Annotated in this window: 11 protein-coding genes; 6 read left to right on the forward strand and 5 right to left on the reverse strand. The window is 74.2% G+C overall.

Features of this window, described 5'->3' with window-relative positions:
• Positions 1-252: 252 nt before the first annotated feature.
• Both ACFC1R_RS18340 and ACFC1R_RS18345 read right to left on the reverse strand, forming a co-directional pair.
• A complete protein-coding gene (locus ACFC1R_RS18340; RefSeq protein ID WP_375939708.1) occupies positions 253-483 on the reverse strand; it encodes a hypothetical protein in 231 nt (76 codons plus the stop codon).
• A gap of 63 nt (positions 484-546) precedes the next feature.
• Positions 547-3,774 (reverse strand): type 2 lanthipeptide synthetase LanM family protein, encoded by a 3,228-nt coding sequence (locus ACFC1R_RS18345; RefSeq protein ID WP_375939710.1) that lies wholly within the window; start codon positions 3,772-3,774, stop codon positions 547-549.
• 148 nt (positions 3,775-3,922) lie between these two features.
• Here ACFC1R_RS18345 and ACFC1R_RS18350 point away from each other — a divergent pair, with 148 nt between their 5' ends.
• Complete coding sequence (locus tag ACFC1R_RS18350; protein WP_375939712.1) at positions 3,923-4,726, forward strand: BTAD domain-containing putative transcriptional regulator; 804 nt, start codon at positions 3,923-3,925, stop codon at positions 4,724-4,726.
• A 175-nt stretch (positions 4,727-4,901) separates the two neighbouring features.
• On the opposite strand, the gene ACFC1R_RS18355 is transcribed toward ACFC1R_RS18350, so the two are convergent.
• The gene (locus tag ACFC1R_RS18355; protein WP_375939714.1) at positions 4,902-6,137 is read right to left on the reverse strand and encodes an MFS transporter; all 1,236 of its coding nucleotides are present in this window, start codon (positions 6,135-6,137) and stop codon (positions 4,902-4,904) included.
• Positions 6,134-8,866, reverse strand: coding sequence for a class III lanthionine synthetase LanKC (gene lanKC / locus ACFC1R_RS18360; RefSeq protein WP_375939716.1), 2,733 nt, complete (start codon positions 8,864-8,866; stop codon positions 6,134-6,136). Before lanKC ends, ACFC1R_RS18355 begins: the two co-directional genes overlap by 4 nt.
• A 492-nt stretch (positions 8,867-9,358) precedes the next feature.
• On the opposite strand from lanKC, the gene ACFC1R_RS18365 reads away from it, so the two are divergent.
• Together ACFC1R_RS18365 and ACFC1R_RS18370 are read left to right on the forward strand one after the other, a co-directional pair.
• Positions 9,359-9,889: a bacterioferritin gene (locus ACFC1R_RS18365; RefSeq protein ID WP_375939718.1), complete on the forward strand. Its 531-nt coding sequence runs from the start codon at positions 9,359-9,361 to the stop codon at positions 9,887-9,889.
• A 659-nt stretch (positions 9,890-10,548) separates the two neighbouring features.
• On the forward strand, positions 10,549-11,886 hold the full coding sequence (locus tag ACFC1R_RS18370) for an erythromycin esterase family protein (RefSeq protein WP_375939720.1): 1,338 nt from the start codon (positions 10,549-10,551) through the stop codon (positions 11,884-11,886).
• Positions 11,887-12,027: 141 nt separating this feature from the next.
• On the opposite strand, the gene ACFC1R_RS18375 is transcribed toward ACFC1R_RS18370, so the two are convergent.
• Positions 12,028-13,713 carry a serine/threonine-protein kinase gene (locus ACFC1R_RS18375; protein WP_375939722.1) on the reverse strand — a complete coding sequence of 562 codons (1,686 nt, stop codon included), beginning with the start codon at positions 13,711-13,713 and terminating at the stop codon, positions 12,028-12,030.
• A gap of 565 nt (positions 13,714-14,278) precedes the next feature.
• On the opposite strand from ACFC1R_RS18375, the gene ACFC1R_RS18380 reads away from it, so the two are divergent.
• The 3 genes from ACFC1R_RS18380 to ACFC1R_RS18390 all read left to right on the forward strand — a co-directional run bounded on the left by ACFC1R_RS18380 (position 14,279) and on the right by ACFC1R_RS18390 (position 18,171).
• Entirely contained in the window at positions 14,279-14,830 is a 552-nt protein-coding gene (locus ACFC1R_RS18380) for a TetR/AcrR family transcriptional regulator (RefSeq protein ID WP_375939724.1), read from the forward strand.
• A gap of 867 nt (positions 14,831-15,697) precedes the next feature.
• Positions 15,698-16,858, forward strand: a complete 1,161-nt coding sequence (locus ACFC1R_RS18385; protein ID WP_375939726.1) for an agmatine/peptidylarginine deiminase — start codon at positions 15,698-15,700, stop codon at positions 16,856-16,858.
• Between the two features lie 167 nt (positions 16,859-17,025).
• On the forward strand, positions 17,026-18,171 hold the full coding sequence (locus ACFC1R_RS18390) for an agmatine/peptidylarginine deiminase (protein WP_375939728.1): 1,146 nt from the start codon (positions 17,026-17,028) through the stop codon (positions 18,169-18,171).
• Positions 18,172-18,344 lie beyond the last annotated feature (173 nt).

The following is an 18,344-nucleotide window of genomic DNA, read 5'->3' on the forward strand; positions in this document are numbered from 1 at the left end:
GCACTGTGCCGACGCGCTGTGCCGACGCTGTGTCGGCGACTCCGTCGTACGGGCTCGGGGCGGTGAACCGCCGTATCGTCGCACCGCTGTACCGCTGTACCGCTGTACCGCCGTATCAACGCACCGCCGTACGTCACAACGCCCGTGCGCCACAACGCCCGTGCGTCAGCCGAGCGGAGCCGAGCCGAGCCGGCGGCCGGGGGAGCCGGTGACCGGGGGAGAAGGCTCTCCCGACCACCGGCCGACGGGTCGTCAGTGGAAGGACAGGGAGGTGACGGTCTGCTCGCTGGGCGTGGTGTCTATCGTCTCCAGGGTTTGGCCGCCCAGGGTCGGCACGGTGAAACCGCTCAGCAGCATCGCCCGGCGGGCGAGCGGCAGTTCCGCGCCGCCGAGCAGCTCGATCTCCCCGGCGGGGTGGCGTACGTCCGCACCTGCGCGGGTGGCGGGGTTCTTCCAGAGGCCGACCAGGGTCTGGGCGTTCATGTGTTCTCCAGGTTCTGATGGGGGGAGTGGTCCCGTCGGCTCAGGGGGTGAGCCGACGGAGGGTCAGGTGAGCGGCGGTTCGAGCAGCAGGACCGAGGGGGTCCGCGAGGGGAGGCCGAGCCGCAGCAGGGTGTACCCGATGCCGGCGAGTCCGGTGAGCAGGCCCGGGGTTGGGACGCCCTCCGGAGTGCCGCAGCGCGGCCCGAACCGGTCGAGGGCGGACAGCAGCATCCCGGCCCGGGTGGCTGCCAGGCCGGCCACCGTGCCGTTCGGCGAGGTGGCCAGCAGGAGTTCGAGGACCCCCGCCTCGCCGTGCAGCAGGCTGTGGTCGGCCAACGGGCCGTGGGTGCCGAGGAGTTCCACCGTCCCGGCCAGGAAGCGGGCGAAGGCCGGGCGCTCGGCCGGGACGCCGCTGTCCGCGACGGCCAGCGCCGCGCCCGCCAGGCCGCCGCACCAGCCGAGGTCCGGGGCGGCCGGCCCGCCGTCGAGATGACGGGCGAGGCCGGCCTCCAGGTGGCGCAGTGCGGGCCGGCTGAACTCCGTCCGGCCGGTGACGGCGGCGAACCGGCGCAGTGCCCAGCCGCGGTGGGCCGAGTCCTCGGCGGAGCTCGCGGCGGCGGAGTCGGTGCCGTCGGAGTCCGCGGGCCCGGCGGCCAGCCGCTCGGCGCAGCCGAGCGCGATGGCCAGCGCCTCCTCCTGTCCGGTCGCCCGGTGCACGGCGAGCATCGCGGCCAGGCAGCCGGCGTCGCCGGACAGCTGCTGGGCGTCCGGCTCGGCACCGCCGGGTGCGGCGGCGGTCAGGTGCACGGCGGTCGCGGTCCAGTCGAGGAGTTCCGGGTCGCCCAGCAGTGGCGCCAGCCGGGCGAGCGCGTAGGCGATTCCGGCGAGCCCGGTGAAGCCGCCGGCGCCGACCGCGGCGAGGTGCCGGGGCTGCTCGGACAGCACCGCCAGCAGTCCGGGGAGCGGCCCAAGGGCGCGGCGGGCCACCTCCGCGTACCGCTCGGTGCCGGTGAGCGCGGCGAGCTGGGCGAGGAACAGCGCGGTCCCGCAGTACCCGCCGGCCAGCCCGGCACCCTGCGGCATCAGCGCCCATCGCTGCTCCGCGATCGGCTCCAGGGTGAGCCAGTTCACCCGGTGGTGGTCGCCGTGCGCCCGGGCCAGGATCCGGTCGGCGATCCCGCAGGCGGCCGCCAGCAGCCGGTCGGGGTCCGGCACGGTCGGCGGCTGCGGGCCCGGTGGCACGGCCCTGGTGCCGCAGCGGACCCCGCCGCGCCGGGTGGCCAGCGCGGCCCGGATGATCCACTCCTGGTCGTACAGATCGGTCCGGCCCAGCTCCCCGAGCCGGCGCAGCGCCTGCTCCAGGCCGGTCTCGGCCCACGGCAGGCCCACCGGACGTCCGTCGACCGAGGTTTGGCGGGCGGACGGGGTGGCGGCGAACAGCGGGACGTCGCCCGCCCACAGCTCGGCCAGCTCGGCGGTCACCAGCGGACGGCGGACGGGGTCGTCGGCGGACTCCCGCCACAGCAGGTCCAGCAGCCGGTCGCGGTCCAGGGCGTCGCGCAGCACGTCCGGATGGGTCGACTCGTCCAGCAACGCGGCGTAGCTGCGGGTCGGTCGGACCACCACCCGGGTGGTGTCGGTCGCGAAGAGTGCCAACAGGCCGTCCGGACCGGCGAGTTCACCGGCGGCGTCGGCCAGTGCGTGGTAGCCCGCGCGGAAGCCGGACAGCAGCGCCTCGGCGTGGTCGCCCGGGTCGGCGTCCACACCGTTCAGCCGGGGGCGGTTGACGGCACCGGGGAACCTGGCCGGGCCGCGGACCAGCCGCATCTCGTCGGTGCCGGGGGAGTCCCAGCCGGCCACGTCCATCGGCAGGACGGAGTCCCGGTCCCCGCCCAGCCCGGACAGGTCGAGTACGCCGTGCGCGCCGATCAGCGGGAACGGCAGCAGGGCGATCCGGTGCACCGACGAGGTGAGCAGCCGCAGCGCCGGGTCGCCGCCGGGCGGTTCGGGCCTGCCGAGCGCCGGGTGGAACAGCGTCTCCAGGTCCACCAGCACCGGCTGGTCACCGCAGGCGACCAGGTTCTCGTAGTGGATGTCGGTGCCGCTGAGCAGGTGGAGCAGCGCCAGCAGTACTCCGAGCCGCCGGTAGAAGAGGTCGAGTCCGTCGTGGTCGGTGCACGGGGCCGGCTCGGCGAACTCCGCCCAGCCGTAGCCGGGGCGGGGCAGTACGGCGAGGGTGCGCAGGCCGGTGTCCGGCAGCAGCGCGTTCAGCCGGTGCACCAGGTCGTTGAAGTGCCGGTGCACGGTGAGCGGCCTGGGCTTGTACACCAGCCGTCGGCCCTGCTCGAAGCGCAGCAGCGCGACCGCCCGGCCGCGCTGGTGCCGGTCGCCCGCACCGATGGCGAGGTGCACCAGGCGCCCCGGGTCGGTGCTGCCCAGCACCGCGGTCACCAGTGCGGCCCGGTCCCCCGCGAACCGGCCGAGGAGTTCGGCCCAGGCGTCGACGGTGTGTCGGCAGGTCTGGGCCAGCAGCCGGGCCAGCACCGGGTACTCGGTCACCAGCGCGGTCAGCCGGGTCCGGCCCGACGCCTGCCGGACGAAGTCCGCGAACCGGGCTTCGCCGCTCGCCCCGGCCAGACGGCCGGTGACCCGCATGACGTTCAGTTCCAGCACCAGGGTGCGCCGGGCCAGCCGGACCAGTCCGGCGGCCAGTTGGGCGGTGAAGCAGGCGCGGAGCGCGTCCAGGTCCGCCAGTGCCTCCACGGCGGCCCACTCCGGCGCTGCGGTCAGCCGCCGGGCCGCCGTCTCGGTGAACGGTGCGAGCACCGCGGCGAACCCGGCTGCCCAGGTGGGCCCGGGGCCCGGCGGACGGCCCTCCTCCGGCGCCGCCGCCAGGGCCTCGCGGACGTAGCCCGCCCACGCCGGCTCCCCGGCCCGCTCCGCGAGAGCGGCGGCGGGCTCTGCCAGCAGGGCGCGCAGGCCGGCCTCGTCCAGTCCGGCGTCGGCGAGGCGGGCCGCGAACAGGCCGGTGTGCGGACCGGAGTAGTCCTGCCGCCACTCCTGCAGCCGACGGTCCGGCCCCGCGCCGGGCGCGCTGACGGGCGCTGCGTCGGACGCGGGGCCAGGTGCTGCGCCGGACGCGATGTCGGGCGCGTGGTCGGGCACGGCGTCCGGCGAATCGGCACCCAGGGGCGGGCAGGGGGCGGCCAGTCGGTCGGCCAGGCTGAGCCCCCCGACCCACCATGGCCCGTCCGGCCGCTCGTCCTCACTGCCCACCCCTGGATGCGTCATGCCGCAGAGCATGCCAGTTGCGCGGAGCCGGGACATGGGGGCCGGCCCCCGTATTCCCGGTCCGGGCCGCCGGGCCACCGGGGGCGGTGCCGGAATACGGGGGCCGACCCCCATGGGAAGCGGACTGCCGCCGCGTCAGGCTCGCCCCATGGAGCAGAACACGACGGAGCCGGCGATCGAGGTGCTCGGACCGATCACGGCGGCGGTGGACGGTGACCGGGTCCAGTTGGGCGGCCCTCGGCCGAAGGCCGTCCTGGCCGCGCTGGTACTGGCCCGGGGCGACCTGGTGACGGAGGAGCAGATCATCGATGCGGTGTGGGAGGAACGGCTGCCCGGCAAGCCCCGGCAGGCCCTGCACACCTACGTCGCCGACCTGCGGCGAGCTCTCGAACCCCGCCGTGGCGCCCGGCAGACGCCTTCGGTGCTGCTGCGGCACGCGGGCGGCTACCGGCTGGCGGTGAGTCAGGACGCCGTGGACAGCGCCCGGTTCGTCAACCTGGTACGGGCCGCCGCCCACGCCCGCGTCGAGGGGCGCCCGGACGAGGCGCTGGCACACGCCGACCGGGCGCTGCGGCTGTGGCACGGCCCGGCCTACGCGGACCTGAACGGCCTGCGGTTCGTCCAGGCGGAGAGCGGACGCCTGGCGGAACTGCGGTCCACGGCACGGGAGATCCGGATCGCGGCGCTGCTCGCGCAGGGCGCCCACCACCTCACGCTGGCCGACAGCGAGGAACTGACGGCGGAGGCGCCGCTGCGCGAGTCCGGCTGGGCGCTGCGGGCCCAGGTCCTCTACCGCTGCGGGCGGCAGGCCGAGGCGGTCGCGGTGCTGGGCTCGGCCCGGCGGGTGCTGCGGGAGGAACTCGGGGTCTCCCCGGGACCCGAACTCGCGCGGATCACCGAGCGGGTGCTGGCGCACGACCCGACGCTCAGCTGGCCGGCCGCCTTCGGCTGACGGCCCGTCACCCGGCAGGTCGGCTTCCCCGCCCGCCGGGCCGGGGCCGACCCACCGGTCAGGGCCCACCCGTTCGGTCCGGGCCGACCCGCTCGGTCCGGGGCCCCGTCGTCGGGTCGGGGCGAACCGAGTGCCGCCGCGGGCCCGTCACGGGTCAGGCGGATCCCGCCACGGGTCAGGTGCCGGCCGGTGCGGGGGCCGGTGCGGGAACGGTGACGTTCAGGCCGCGCCGGCCGGCCAGCACGGCGAGGACGCAGAGCGCGAAGAGGCCCGCCACCACGCCGAGGGCCGGGGTGGGGCCCGCGGTCTGGAGCAGGAAGCCGGCCGCGAGCGGGGCGAGCGGCTGCAGCGCGCCGGCGATGAACGAGGTCGTGCCGCTCACCCGGCCGTAGACCTCGTAGTCGACCACCAGCAGGGTAGTGGTGCTGATGGCGGCGCCGACCACCGGAGCGAGCAGCAGGACGGCACCCAGGGCGAACCCGAGCCCGACCGGGCCGCCCACCAGGGCGGCGGTCAGCGCGGCGAGCAGCCGTACCGTGCCCGTTCCGATCATGACCCGCCGCAGGCCGAACCTCCGGTGGGCGGCGGCGGCGAAGGTGGAGCCGACCAGCCCGCAGACCGCGGCCCCGCTCAGCGAGGCCCCGATGCCGCCGCCCGCCGCCTCGGGCCGCAGCAGCAGGATGTACATCAGCATCGAGACCGCCAGGTTGGCCGGCACCGAGTACGCCAGGGTGCCGCGCAGGAACGGCGTGTGCCACAGCACGCCCAGGCCCTCGCACAGATTCGGCCAGGTTCGCCGGCCGCCGCCGGTGTCGGCGGCCCGGCCCTCGGGCAGGCCGCGCACGCACAGCAGCGACACCAGGTACGAGAGCGCGTCGGCGGCGAACGGCACCGCGCGGGCGAGCCCGAAGAGGGCGCCGCCGACGGACGGACCGGCGATCGCGGCGGTGTAGCCGCGGATCTGGTTGGCCGACACCGCCTCCGGCAGCTGCTCGGCCGGCACGACGGTCCGCAGCATCTTCCCGGCCGCCGGGTTGAAGGCCGTCATGGCGGCACCGGAGACGACCGCGGCGGTGCCGAGCAGCCACAGCGGCGGGCCGCCCAGCAGCACCCCGGCAGCGACCGCAGTGACCGAGGCCAGCCGGACGGTGTCGCAGGCGAGCATCAGCCGGCGCGGCCCCACCCGGTCGGCCAGCTGGCCGGCCGGGACGGCGGTCAGCCAGGTGGTGACGAACCCCAGGGTGGCCAGCACGCTCGCCCGGCCCGGCGACCCGGTGACCGCGACCGCCAGCAGCGGGATCGCCAGTACGGTCATCGAGCTGCCGAGCTCGGAGGTGAACTGGCCGATCCACAGCCGCCGGAACAGCGGGTTGGCACCGACCAGGCGGAACCGCCCGGAGAGCGGGCTCACGGCAGCAGCCCGTCGACGGTGAAGTTGAAGTTGCTCCGTCCGCCCGGCCGGGCCCGGCGCAGCCGGTCCAGGAAGAGCGCGACGCCGATCGACCCGGTGGCCAGGTCGCAGCTCTCGCGGAGCGCCTGCTCACCGGGGAAGGCCACCCCGTCGGGGTGCTCGATCCGGCTCAGCAGCACGCCCTCGGCGACCCGTCGCGCCTCGGCGAACCAGCGCTCCTCGCCCAGCAGTTCGCCGGCGTCGAGCAGCACGTTGCCGAGCCCGGCGAGGCCGTGGAACAGTTGCGGGAACACCGCGTACTTCCGGGCCGAGTCGGTCAGCAGGTCCGTGACCAGCGCGGCGAGTTCCTCGTCGGGCCGGGCCGCGAGATAGCGCAGCACGGTGGTGGTGACACCCGCGGTGCCCTCGTCCCAGTAGTTGCGCAGCACCTGCGGGCCCTCGGCCCCGGCGTCCCGGGCGAAGCTCGGGAAGCCCCAGGTACCGCCCGGGAGCCGGGTGCCCTGGCGGAGGTCGAAGCCGAGCGCCTCCCGGCCGAGCCGGTACCAGCGCTCCTCGCCGGTGGCCAGGTGCAGGTACAGCAGGAACAGCGCGACACCGCTCGCACCGTACCCGTAGCCGACCCGGATCCGCGGCTGCTCCTCACCGGGCGGAGTCTCCGGCCAGTGGGCACCGCGCTCGTCGCGGACGGCGGTGGCGGCGAGCGCCAGTCCGGCCTCCACCGCGTCCTCCAGCAGCCGGTCGTCGCCCTGCCGCCGCCACAGGTGGAGGCAGGCCAGGCCGTAGCCGGCCGCGCCGTACAGCACGCCGGAGACGGCGAACCGCAGCGGGTGGCTGCGGGCGCGGTCCATCAGCGCCGCCGCCACCCCGGCGTGGCCGAGCTCGTCGAAGGCCCAGGCGAGGCCGGACTGTCCGAGGTAGAGGCCGGGCGGGTACGCGGCCGGGTCGACGTCCTTGGACAGCGCCCAGCCGAGCAGTTCCGCGGGCACCTCGCCGCTCAGCCGGTGGAGGCCGTAGAGCACGCCCATCGCCCCGTACGCCAGCGACAGCGGGTTGGTCTGGAACACCAGCGGGTTGGCCGGGAAGAGCCGGTCCTGGCGCTGCGGGTCGGCCGCGGCCAGGGCGTGGTCGGCGAGCTGCGCGGTGAGCGCCGCCAGTTCGGCGTCGCCGAGCCCCGGCACCTGCTCGGGGTCGCGGTACCGGTCGGTCGCGGGCAGCGCGAGCGGGACGTCGGCGGCCCAGAGGGCCGGGTCCTCGAACGGCAGCGCGTCGATCAGCTTGAGCACCCCGGCCGGGTCGAAGTCCGCGTCCACCGCCTCCGGATCGGTCAACCGGCCGATCAGCTCGACCAGTTCGGCCGGCAGCGCGAGGTCGGCGGCGAGCGAGTCCAGGAAGCGGGACAGCGCGGGGCGGTGGAACCCGGTGGTGTTGTTGACCACCATGACCGAGCTGAGGATCAGCGAGCCGAGCGCGTGCCAGTCGGCCGCCCGGTCGTACCGGTTGGTGGCCCGCAGCCGGGGGCTGGCCAGGCCCACGGTGTGGACGCCGAGGTGCGGGTCCTCGCCCTCGCGGACGGCGGTCTCCAGATCGAGCACGGTCGCCGAAGTGCCGTCCGAGGTGACGTGCACGTTGGTGTACGACAGGTCGCCGAGCAGGATGCCACGGCCGTGCGCCGCCGCCACGGCCTGCGCGATCCGGCGCCAGAGTCCCTGCTGGGCACGGTAGTAGGCGCGCAGCGAGTCCGGGTCCAGCCGGCCGGTGATCACCGGGTTGGTGCCGATGCAGTGCCGGCTGTAGTGCGGGCCGTCGAGCAGTTCCTCGACCAGGAAGGCGTGGTCCCACTCGTGGAAGAAGTCGATCGGGCGGACGAAGTACCCGGTGTCGGCCAGCTCGCCGAGCAGCCGGTACTCCTTCTCCAGCACCTCGGTGACCAGGTGGCCGGGCCGGCCGACCAGCACGCCGGGCCTGGCCTCCTTGAGCACCACGTCCCGGCCGGTGTGCGAGTCGGTCGCGAGGTACACGCCGCCGCGGTTGCCGAAGGCCAGCGCGGTGTGCGGGGTGTAGCGGCCGTTCAGCGTCCCCTCCTGCTCCTCCTCGGCGGGGAACGGGTCGAGGGCCCACGGCGGTGCCTCGAAGTACGGTGTGCGGACGTCCGGGACGGCCGTGCCGTCCGGCGCACTGATCATCAGATCGCTCACGCCGTCGGGCCGCAGCCGCCGGACCGCCGAGAAGCCGCCGTAGCGGTAGTAGACGGCGGTCGACCCGGGCCAGCGGCGGTCGGAGAGGATGTACGGGCCGGTGCGGCCCTCCAGCGCGGCGGCCAGCGCCGCACCGACCGCGCGGAACCTCTCCTCGTCCGCGGGGTAGACCGTGATGAACTTGCCGCTCGCGGTCCGCGAGAAGTTCTTGCCGCTGGTCAGCTCCACCGAGAACGGGTCGATCAGGAACTTGAACGCGGTCCCGCTCTCGACCAGCACCGGCAGCGCCAGCCGCAGCACCTCGGCGCTCTCCCCGGGCACCGCCGTGACGTGCAGCTTCCAGCCCTGGGCCGGTGTGGTTCCGGTGGGCGGGTCGGCGATGAACCACAGCCCGCGCCGGCGGGTCCGCCAGCCGTCCGGGACGAGCGAGCGGAAGACGGCCAGGTGGGCGGGGCCGGGGCGGTGGCGGTCGGCGGTCTCGTACCAGCGCCGGTCGAACTGCAGGTAGTACTGGAGCGATTGCCAGGAGAGCATGGGCTGTTCCGTCCGGACGAGATGGGCCGCTGCGGAGCGGGCCCCGGCGGTGCGACACCGCCGGGGCCCCGTGGGGTTCGGTCAGCAGCTCTGCGAGTCGCAGGAGCTCAGGCTGATCGCGTCCTGGTCGATCGGGCCGTGACCCTCGACGGTGTCCATCTTCTGGAGCTTGAGGACCATCGACATGGAGGTCCCTCCTCTCGTGTTGTTCTCCTCCGCGGCCGACCGGGCGGTCGGTGCGATGCGAGAAGCGAACCACCGCCCACTCAGAAGCCGGTGGGAACCCGGTGGGAGCCCCGTCGACCGGGTGCGCCCCGCCCCCGGTACGCCCGCGCCCGCCCGACGGCCGCCCGGACTCCACCCGAACGGCCCAGCCGCGCCGAGTGCGTCGCCGCCGAGCGGGATCGGTGTGCGGATGATCTGCTGGGGCAGGCGCGGGCCGGACGCCGTCCCCCGCGCGCCGTCCCGGCGCGCCCTTCCCCGGAGGACTCCATGGCTGACTTCCTGACCGATGTCCATGAGCTGCGGGCCAAGGCCCGCGCCGAGATCATGAACGGCCCGGTCACCGACGCGTACCACGCGGACCTGCCCCGGGTGGTCGAACTGCTCAACACGGCCCTGGCCACCGAGATCGTCTGCACGCTCCGCTACCGCCAGCACCACTTCATGGCGAAGGGGCTCGACTCGGAGCCGGTCGCCCAGGAGTTCCTGGCGCACTCCAACGAGGAACAGGGGCACGCCGACCTGCTCGCGGGCCGGATCGCCCAGCTCGGCGGCACACCCGACCTGGACCCGGAGCGGGTGGTCGGACGAGCCCACTCCGAGTACGTCCCCGCCACGGACCTCAAACAGATGATCCGGGAGAACCTGGTGGCGGAGCGGATCGCCATCGCCTCCTACACCGAGATGATCGACTGGCTCGGGGACGGCGACCCGACCACGAGGCGGATCCTGGAGGAGATCCTGGCCCGCGAGGAGGAGCACGCCGACGACATGCTCACCTTCCTGGAGTCCGATATCTGAGCAGACGGCCGCGACCACAACGGACGTCGACCCGGGGAGGGACTTCAGGCCGGCCCTCCAGGGCACGACCTCGCAGACCCGGGACGGCGTCGTCGAGCGGGACCGGGAAGCCCTCCGGGACTCGACGCCGCTCCAGCCGCCGCGCGTGGACGTGCCGGGCGTCGGCGTGCCGGGTGCTTCCCGGTGGGTCCGGACGCCTCCCGGCGGTCGTGCGGACCGCCGCCGGTGGCCCGAGCCCGCCAGGGCGGCCCGAACCCGGGGCGACCAGGCGCTCGCCCGGGGGCCGTGAAGCGCGGACCGGGCGCGTTGCCACCGCCGTGCCGTGAAGCCGCGGACCGGCGTGGTGCCACCGCCGGAGCGGTGCCGCACCGGTCGGTGGTCTGCACCGCGGCACCGCTCCGGCAGCCGTTCGTCAGCCGTGCTCCGGGGGTCGGCCGGTCACCTCCACCACGGTGCCCGTGGGAGACCACCGGAAGGACCGCCCGGGAGGGCACACCCCCAACTCGTTCGCACAGGCCCAGAGCGCCGGACTCGAAACCCCGGTCATGGGGTTGTCCCCCGTGAAAGTGTCGGGCTGGCCCCAGCGCGCCCGGGCCGCCGCAGGCGTGACGATCTTCTCAGCAGCATTTGACACCACGCAGGTTGAGGAGTGATCAGACATGACCGGCAACGGGAAGCGGCGCACGGCGGTGGCTCTCGCCCTGGCCGCGACACTCGCCCCCGCGACGGCCGCGTACGCGTCACCGGCGGCGTCCGCATCCGCCACCGCGCCGGCCCCCGTCCGCGCGCTGGACCGGATCGCCCATCCGCTGCGGTCGACCGAGCCGGGTGCCGGCACGGCCGACCTGCGCGCCCTCGGGGCGATGGTCGGTGGTGCGAAGGTGGTCGGCCTGGGCGAGGCCACACACGGCTCGCACGAGTTCTTCGCACTGAAGGACCGGGTCTTCCGCTACCTCGTCGAGCAGAAGGGATTCACCACCTTCGCCCTGGAGGTCAGCTGGTCGGCCGGTCTGCGGATCGACGACTACCTCCAGCACGGCGACGGCGACGCACGGCAGGTCGTGCACGAGACGATGGCCGGATCCCCCTGGGACCGCTCGGAGTTCGTGACCCTCGTCCAGTGGATGCGCGACCACAACCGCCAACACCCCGACCACCCGGTCCACTTCATGGGTGACGACATCGGCGCGCCCGGACTCGACGAGCTCGTCTTCGACGCGGTCACCGACTACGTCCGGCGGACCCGTCCGGAGTCCCTGCCGCGCCTGAACGATCTCCTCACCGGCCTGCGCCCGCTCGACGACGCCATCGGCTACCTGGAGCGGCCGCTCGCGGAACGGCAGCAGAACGCAACCAGGGCGCAGCAGCTGCTCCAGCTGACGGAACGCCTGGGAGAGCCGGGCAACGACGACTTCGAGTTCGCCCTGCAGAACGCCCGCAACATCGCCCAGACCTACACCTTCCTCACCCTCGACGTCGACGCCCCGGACTCGTTGACCGCCATGGAGCGCTACCGCGACCAGGTGATGGCCGAGACCACGACGTGGTGGCAGCGGCGTACCGGCGACCGGATCCTGCTGTCGGCCCACGACGACCACGTCGGCTACGCGAGTTCCGATCCCACGACGTATCCGAAGACCCAGGGCTCGTTCCTCCGCGACACCCTGGGCACGGACTACCTCGCCATCGGCACCACCTTCGACCGGGGATCCTTTCTCTCCAAGGACCAGGCGCTCGGCGGCGAGTGGAAGAAGTTCACCGTCGACCCGGCCGGTCCGGGCACGAACGAGTACACGCTGGACCAGGTCCGGTACGGCGACTACTACGCCGACCTGCGCAACGCTCCTGCCGCGGCCGGCAAGTGGCTGGACACCTCGCGCCCGACGTACGAAGTCGGCACGCAGTTCCCGAACGACAGGACGCCCGAGATCGCCATCGGCCGGGCCTACGACGTCCTGGTCCACCTCCACACCGTCCGGGAGGCGAGCATGCTGTAGTACCCGGATGCCGTCCCCGTCCCCGTCGCCGCCGACGCCATCGGCCACCACCAGGTCACCACGGCTCGCCCCGTGTCCGAGGCCAGGCAGTCGGCCGCCGGCCGGCCACCACTCCGGACTCGCTGCCCTGCCCCCGGCGGTTCAGTCGGCGCGGCGGTAGTAGTCCATCGAGACCTTGACCGGCCCGTCGTCCTCCGGTGTCGCCATCACCCGCACGATCGCGATGTCCCGGCCGCCCCGGCCGCGTACGCAGAAGGCCCGGCCGGCCTGCAGGGTGCTGAAGGGGAGGGCCGTGACGGGTCGGCTCTCGATGCCCTTGACGCAGTCGGTGAGGGTGAGCCGGCCGTCCTGGGCGACATAGGCGTCGCTGTCCTCGGGGACGTAGAAGTCCGTGGCGCTGCGCCCCAGGTACCAGGTGGCGGTGTCCTGCGGGGACACTCGGCCGGACTTGATGTCGAACTCGTAGGTGTGGTCCGGCGATGTGAGCTCGGTGCCGGTGTAGACAGTGGCGTACCCGGGGACGGCGGCTGTGTCTCCCCCGGCCGTGGCAGTCTCCGTGGCGGTGGGGGACAGGTCGGCGGTCTGCTCGTCGTCGGCGCCGGTGTCGAGCAGGACGTACGCTGCGCCGGCCCCTACGAGCAGGGCTGCGGCGGCCACCAACGCCGTTCGGGCGCTGCGGCGCCGGGCGCCCGTCCGGACCCGCGGCCGGGTCCGTGTCTGCGCAGCCGGAGCCGCAGCCGCAGCCGGAGCCGCAGCCGGGTGCGGGGCCGGGGGCGAGTGCAGGTGCGACGTCGGGTCCGCGGGCGGGGCCGGCGTCGGCGCCGGGTAGGCGGCGCGGACCGTCTGGAGGTCGGCGACGGCGTGCACCGCGTCCAGGGCGGTGAACGGCGCGGTGGGCGCCGCGGGCAGATCGCTGCGACGGAGGATCTCGGTGTTGACCTGCTGCGGCAGCCAGTCCTCGGCGAACCGGAGCTGTCCGCCGATCGCGGGGTGGTCGCGCGCGGCCTCGATCACCTGGGCGGTGGTCGGCCGGTGGGCGGGGTCCTTGGCCAGGCAGTGCCGGAGCAGCCCGTGCAGTCCGGCGGGCACCCGGGTGAGGTCCGCCTCCTCGTGCACCGCCCGGTAGAGGGAGGTGTGCTCCGGTCCGTCGCCGAACGGCGGTGTCCCGCCTGCGACGTAGACGGCCAGCGCGCCGAGCGCGAAGACGTCGGTGGCCGGTCCGGCCGGCCTGCCCAGGGCCTGCTCGGGTGCCATGAAGGCCGGTGAGCCGATGCGCAGGCCGGTTCCGGTGAGAGCGCTGGCGTCGGCGGCTCGGGCGATGCCGAAGTCGATGACGCGCGGGCCGTCGGCGGCGATCAGGACGTTGGCGGGCTTCAGGTCGCGGTGCACCACGCCGACGGAGTGGATCGCCTGGAGCGCCTCGGCGATCCCGGCCATCAGCAGGAGTACGGTCCGCTGGGGCAGTGGCCCGTACTGGTGGACCACCTGGTGGAGCGAGGGGCCCGGCACGTAGGCGGTGGCCAGCCACGGTGTCGCGGCGTCCGGGCCGGCGTCAACGACCTGAGCGGTGTAGAGCCCGTGGATACGCCGGGCACTGGCGACCTCCTGGGCGAACCGGTGCCGGAACTCGGGGTCCCCGGCCAGCTCCGGCCGGACGACCTTGAGTGCCACCGGGCGCCCGCCAGGGGTGTACGACAGGTAGACCCGGCCCATGCCGCCGGCACCCAGCCGTGCGAACACGTGGTAACCGCCCACCTCGCGCGGGTCGTCCGCGGACAGCGTCTGGAAGGCTGCGGGCAGCGGGGTGCCGGGGTGTTCGGTGGTCATGGTGGTTCTCCGGAGGGGTAGGCGGATGCGCGGTGGGGGCCGGCCCGCTGCTGCGGGCGGATTTCACGGATCGTCGCGCGACGTGGTCGTGACTCGTGGTGGCGGGCCGTGTGAAGGACGCGTGCTGCCGGCGCTGTGCCCGAACGGCCTGCGCTGCGGACGCCGGTGGACGCCCGGGGGTGTCCCGTCGTCCGGGGCGGGGGAGCTCCGAGGTCCGTGGCCGTCCGCTACGTTCGGCCACCGGTCCGCTCGCCCCGGGGCGGGGTCGGCGAGCTCACGAGGGGGAACCGGGACTGGCCGGCGCCGGGCTGCGGCAGTGGCCCACGCTGCTTTCCTGCACCTCCTGTAGGTCCTGTAAGTCGCTGTGCGGTTCCGGCGGCCCGACGGCACCGGCCCGCTCGTCCGGCGGGGCACGCCCGCGAGGTCCGGCCGGGGTGCGTCGCTCCGAGTGACACCGGATCCTACCCGACTGTAATTTCAGTCAGGATTGAGGTTCGGGACGGGTCGGGACGGGGCGGAACCCCAGGTAGGGTGTTGGTCTGTGGCTGACCGTAGAACAGCAATCATGGAAGCGGCCGCGCGGGTCATCGCCCGGCGCGGAGTCCGCGGCCTGCGGGTGGAGGAACTCGCGGCCGAGGCGGGCGTGTCCACCGCGCTGATCTACTACCACTTCAAGGACCGCACCGGGATTCTGCGGGCGACCCTGGAGTTCATCAGCGACCGCGCCGAGCGGTACACGACGGAGCGGGATTCCGGCGCCCAACCACTCGATGCGCGGGGCGAGTTGGAGCAGACGCTGCTGCTGGAGCTCCAGGACACCGCCGAGGTGCGGGAGAACAGCACGGCCTGGGGAGAGCTGCGGGCGAGCGCGGTGTTCGACCCCGAACTGCGGGAGGACCTGGCGCGGGCCACGCTCGTGTGGGTGCAGGAGATCGCCGAACTGCTGGGCCGGGTCCGGCCGATGGGCGGGGCTGCGGCGCTGGCCGGCTCGGCCGAGCGCCTGACCGCGCTCCTGGAGGGCCTGAGCGTGCGCTGGCTCAGCGGCAGCCTGCCGCTGGCGCACGCGCGCGAACTGATGGCGTGTGCGATCGACACCGAGCTGGAGCGACTGCGCTGACAGCCGGTCGCTGACACCGGGCGTCGAAAGCCGGGCGCCGAAAGCCGGGCACCGACGGCGGCCCGTGGGCGGCGTGACGCGGCGCCGCGACGCAGGCGGCGCGGACGGCGCGGACGGTGCGGACGGTGCGGACGGTGCGCTGCGCGGCTGCCCGGGCCTGCGGACGCGGCGGTGCTCCCGCCGGGGCCGGTTCCTCGGGGCTGCGACGGCGGCCCGTGTCCGAGGCGGTGAACGGCGCTTCTCCGGCCTCGACGGAGACGTGCGGGCCGCCCGCCGCAGGTGCCCGGGCGCTGTCTCCGCGCCGGCCCGCCGATCGGCCGCTGACGCCCGCGCCGCCCGGCTGCTGTGGATCCACGGGGCCCACCCGCACCGGAGCAGCTCTCCGACGCGCCCGCGAGACACACGTGCCGGCAGCTCCCGACAGTTCCCGGCGGTCCGCGGCGCGCGTGCGCCCGCCCATGGGCTTGCCCGGGCGGGCCGCCGTTCGGCTGGATCGGGGTGGTCCGCGCGCCCGTTCCCGGGGCTGGGCCCGCCGTCCGAATCCGTGCGGTGTCGATGCCGATGGTCCCGGCCCCGGGGAGCGGCTCCGCTCGCCGCGGTTCCGCAGGCGTTCACCGGTGTGGGCGAGGTGCCACGCACACTTCCTCCATTCTTGACTGAATTTTCAGTCAGTGCCACAGTGTGGGTACGGCAGCGCCCGGTACGAGTGGCGCCCGGTGACCCTGCCCGGCGGTGGATCAGCGAGGCCGTGCGCCCCGCCGGTGAACGCGGGCGGGTGGGCAGCGGCTGCCGTAGGGCCGGCATCGGGGCATCGACCGGAGCGGTGCCCCGCCGACCCGGCACGCAATACTTGATCTGGAGACCCTCATGAGTGATCCGTACAGTGTCAGCCGCTCGCTCGGCAGCCGGTTCTTCGGGACGACGGCCTCCCGCAGGGGGGTCCTGGGTGCCGCCGGCCTCGGCGCGGCCGGGGTGGCCCTGGGCTCGGTGGTGGGTGCCGCGCGGCCCGCGAGCGCAGCGGCCCCGACCTGGTGGGTGGACCGGGACGACGTGCCGCACGCACGTACCTGGATGTCCTGGCCGTCCCGCAAGTCCGTCTGGGGCCGGCAACTGGGCGGCGTGCAGCAGGACATCGCCCTGATCGCCCGGACGATCGCACGCTACGAGCCGGTGGTCATGGCGGCCCCGGACGAGGAGAGTGCCGCCGTCGCCCGGTCCTGGTGCGGTCCGGGCGTCAGCGTGATCAGCTCGATCCCCACGGACGACCTCTGGATGCGCGACATCGCGCCGGTCTTCCGGCGGGACGGCCGTGGCGGCCTCGACGCCGTCGGCCTCAACTTCAACGGCTGGGGCGACAAGCAGGTCCACGACGACGACGCCCTGGTCGCGCGGAACGTCGCCGACCACGACGGCCTGCGATTCAGCAGGGCGGACTTCGTCGGCGAGGGAGGGGCGATCGAGACGGACGGCGACGGCACCGTGATGGCCACCGAGAGCAGCCTCGTGAACAAGAACCGCAACCGCGGGATGAGCCGGGACGAGATCGAGGACGCGGTCCTGCACGCCTACGGTGCGGACAAGATGATCTGGGTGCCCGGTATCAAGGGCAAGGACATCACGGACGACCACATCGACGTCACCTCGCGGTTCGTCCGGCCGGGCGTCGTGATGGTCCAACTGCCCCCGGCGGACCGCACCGACGTGTGGGCCAGGGACGCCCGCGAGCAGTTCGGCATCCTCGCCGGGGCCACCGACGCCAGGGGCCGGAGGCTGCAGGTGCTCCGGGTCGACGGTCCCGACACCGTGCGGTCCCGCGACGCCAAGTTCGTCGACTCCTACCTCAACTTCCACGTGGTCAACGGCGCCGTGATCACCGCGCAGTTCGGCGACGAGGTGAAGGACGCGGCGGCGAGGCGGACCCTGGCCGAAGCCTTCCCCGGGCGCGAGGTCGTCCAGCTCGATGTCGACCGGCTGATGGCCGGCGGCGGCGGGATCCACTGCTCCACGATGCACGAGCCGCTGCCGTAGCCTGGATCCGGGCCCGGACCAGAAGCAGCGGACTCCCCAGACCGCGAAGACCCGCCTGGCTGCCCTGCCCCGCAGCCGGACGAAGTGGGGTGTCCACGCCCCAGAAGAAGCTCACCCTTTCTCTGTCGGAGTGTCCTGTGTCAGATTCTTCCCTTTCCCGTAGGACGATGCTGCGGTCCGTGGCCGGTGTCGGCCTGCTGGCCTTCGGAGCCGCCGCCTGCGGCCCGTCGGGCGACGACGACGTGGACGGAGCGCCCGCCCCGGGTGGCGCCCAGCCGTCCGCCCCGGGTGACACGCAGGGGCGTCGGTTCGGCGCGGAGTGGGAGAGCCACGAGCGGACGTTCATGGCCTGGCCGGCTTCGACCGGCATCTGGGACAGCCAACTGCCGGACGTCCGCTCGGACATCGCAGGTCTGGCGCGGGCCGTCGCCGGCTACGAGCCGGTGGTGATGTTCGCGCGGCCGGGGCAGGCGGATGCCGCGCAGCGGGCGTGCGGGTCCGAGGTGGAGGTCGTCCCGCTGGCCGTGGACGACCTGTGGGCGCGTGACTCGATCTCGGTGTTCGTGGAGGACGCGGGCACGCTCAAGGGCGTCGACTTCAACTTCAGCGGCTGGGGGAACAAGCAGAAGGAGCACGGCAACGACAGCAAGCTCGCCGCTGCGGTGCTGGGCAAGTACGGCATTCCGCGGATCACGACGCCGGTGGTCGCCGAGGGCGGCTCCTTCGAGACCGACGGCCAGGGGACCCTGCTGGTGACCGAGAGCTCGGTGGTCAACGAGCGCCGCAACCCGGGCAGGAGCCGGGACCGGATCGAGGCCGAGCTGAAGCAGGCGCTGGGCGTCACGAAGGTGATCTGGTTCGCGGGCGTGCGTGACAAGGACATCACCGACGCGCACGTCGACTGCCTGGTGCGGTTCGCGGCCCCGGGTGTCGTGATCCTGGACCAGCCGTTCCCCGGAGCCCCCGACGACGTCTGGTCGCGTTCCGCCGCGCAGGCCAAGGAGGTGCTCAAGGACGCGACGGACGCGAACGGCAAGCGCCTGCAGGTGATCGAGCTGCCCCAGCCCGACCCGGACCGGATCACCGGCCGGGGTGACGCCTTCGTGTCGTCGTACATCAACTTCTACGTCGCCAACAAGTCGCTGTTCATGCCCCGGTTCGGTGACGCCGCGGCCGACGACCGGGCGCGGCAGATCCTGCGCGACCACTTCCCCGGCCGTGACATCGTGCCGCTGAAGATCGACAACATCGCCTCCGGCGGCGGCGGGATCCACTGCTCGACGCACGACCAGCCCGGCAAGCCGGCAGCCTGAGAGTCCGGTCACCACACCGGGCGGCCGGGGACGGTTCACGTGCCGGGCCCGCCGTGTGGTGGTTCCACCCGTACCCCGGTCGGCCCGGGAGCGCTTTGCCGCCCCGGGGCCACCCGTCCCCGTCGGCGAAGCCGCCACACCGGGGCAGCGCCACAGGCACGGGACACCGCGAA

This window comes from Kitasatospora sp. NPDC056138, from assembly GCF_042264695.1.
Taxonomy (GTDB): Bacteria; Actinomycetota; Actinomycetes; order Streptomycetales; family Streptomycetaceae; genus Kitasatospora.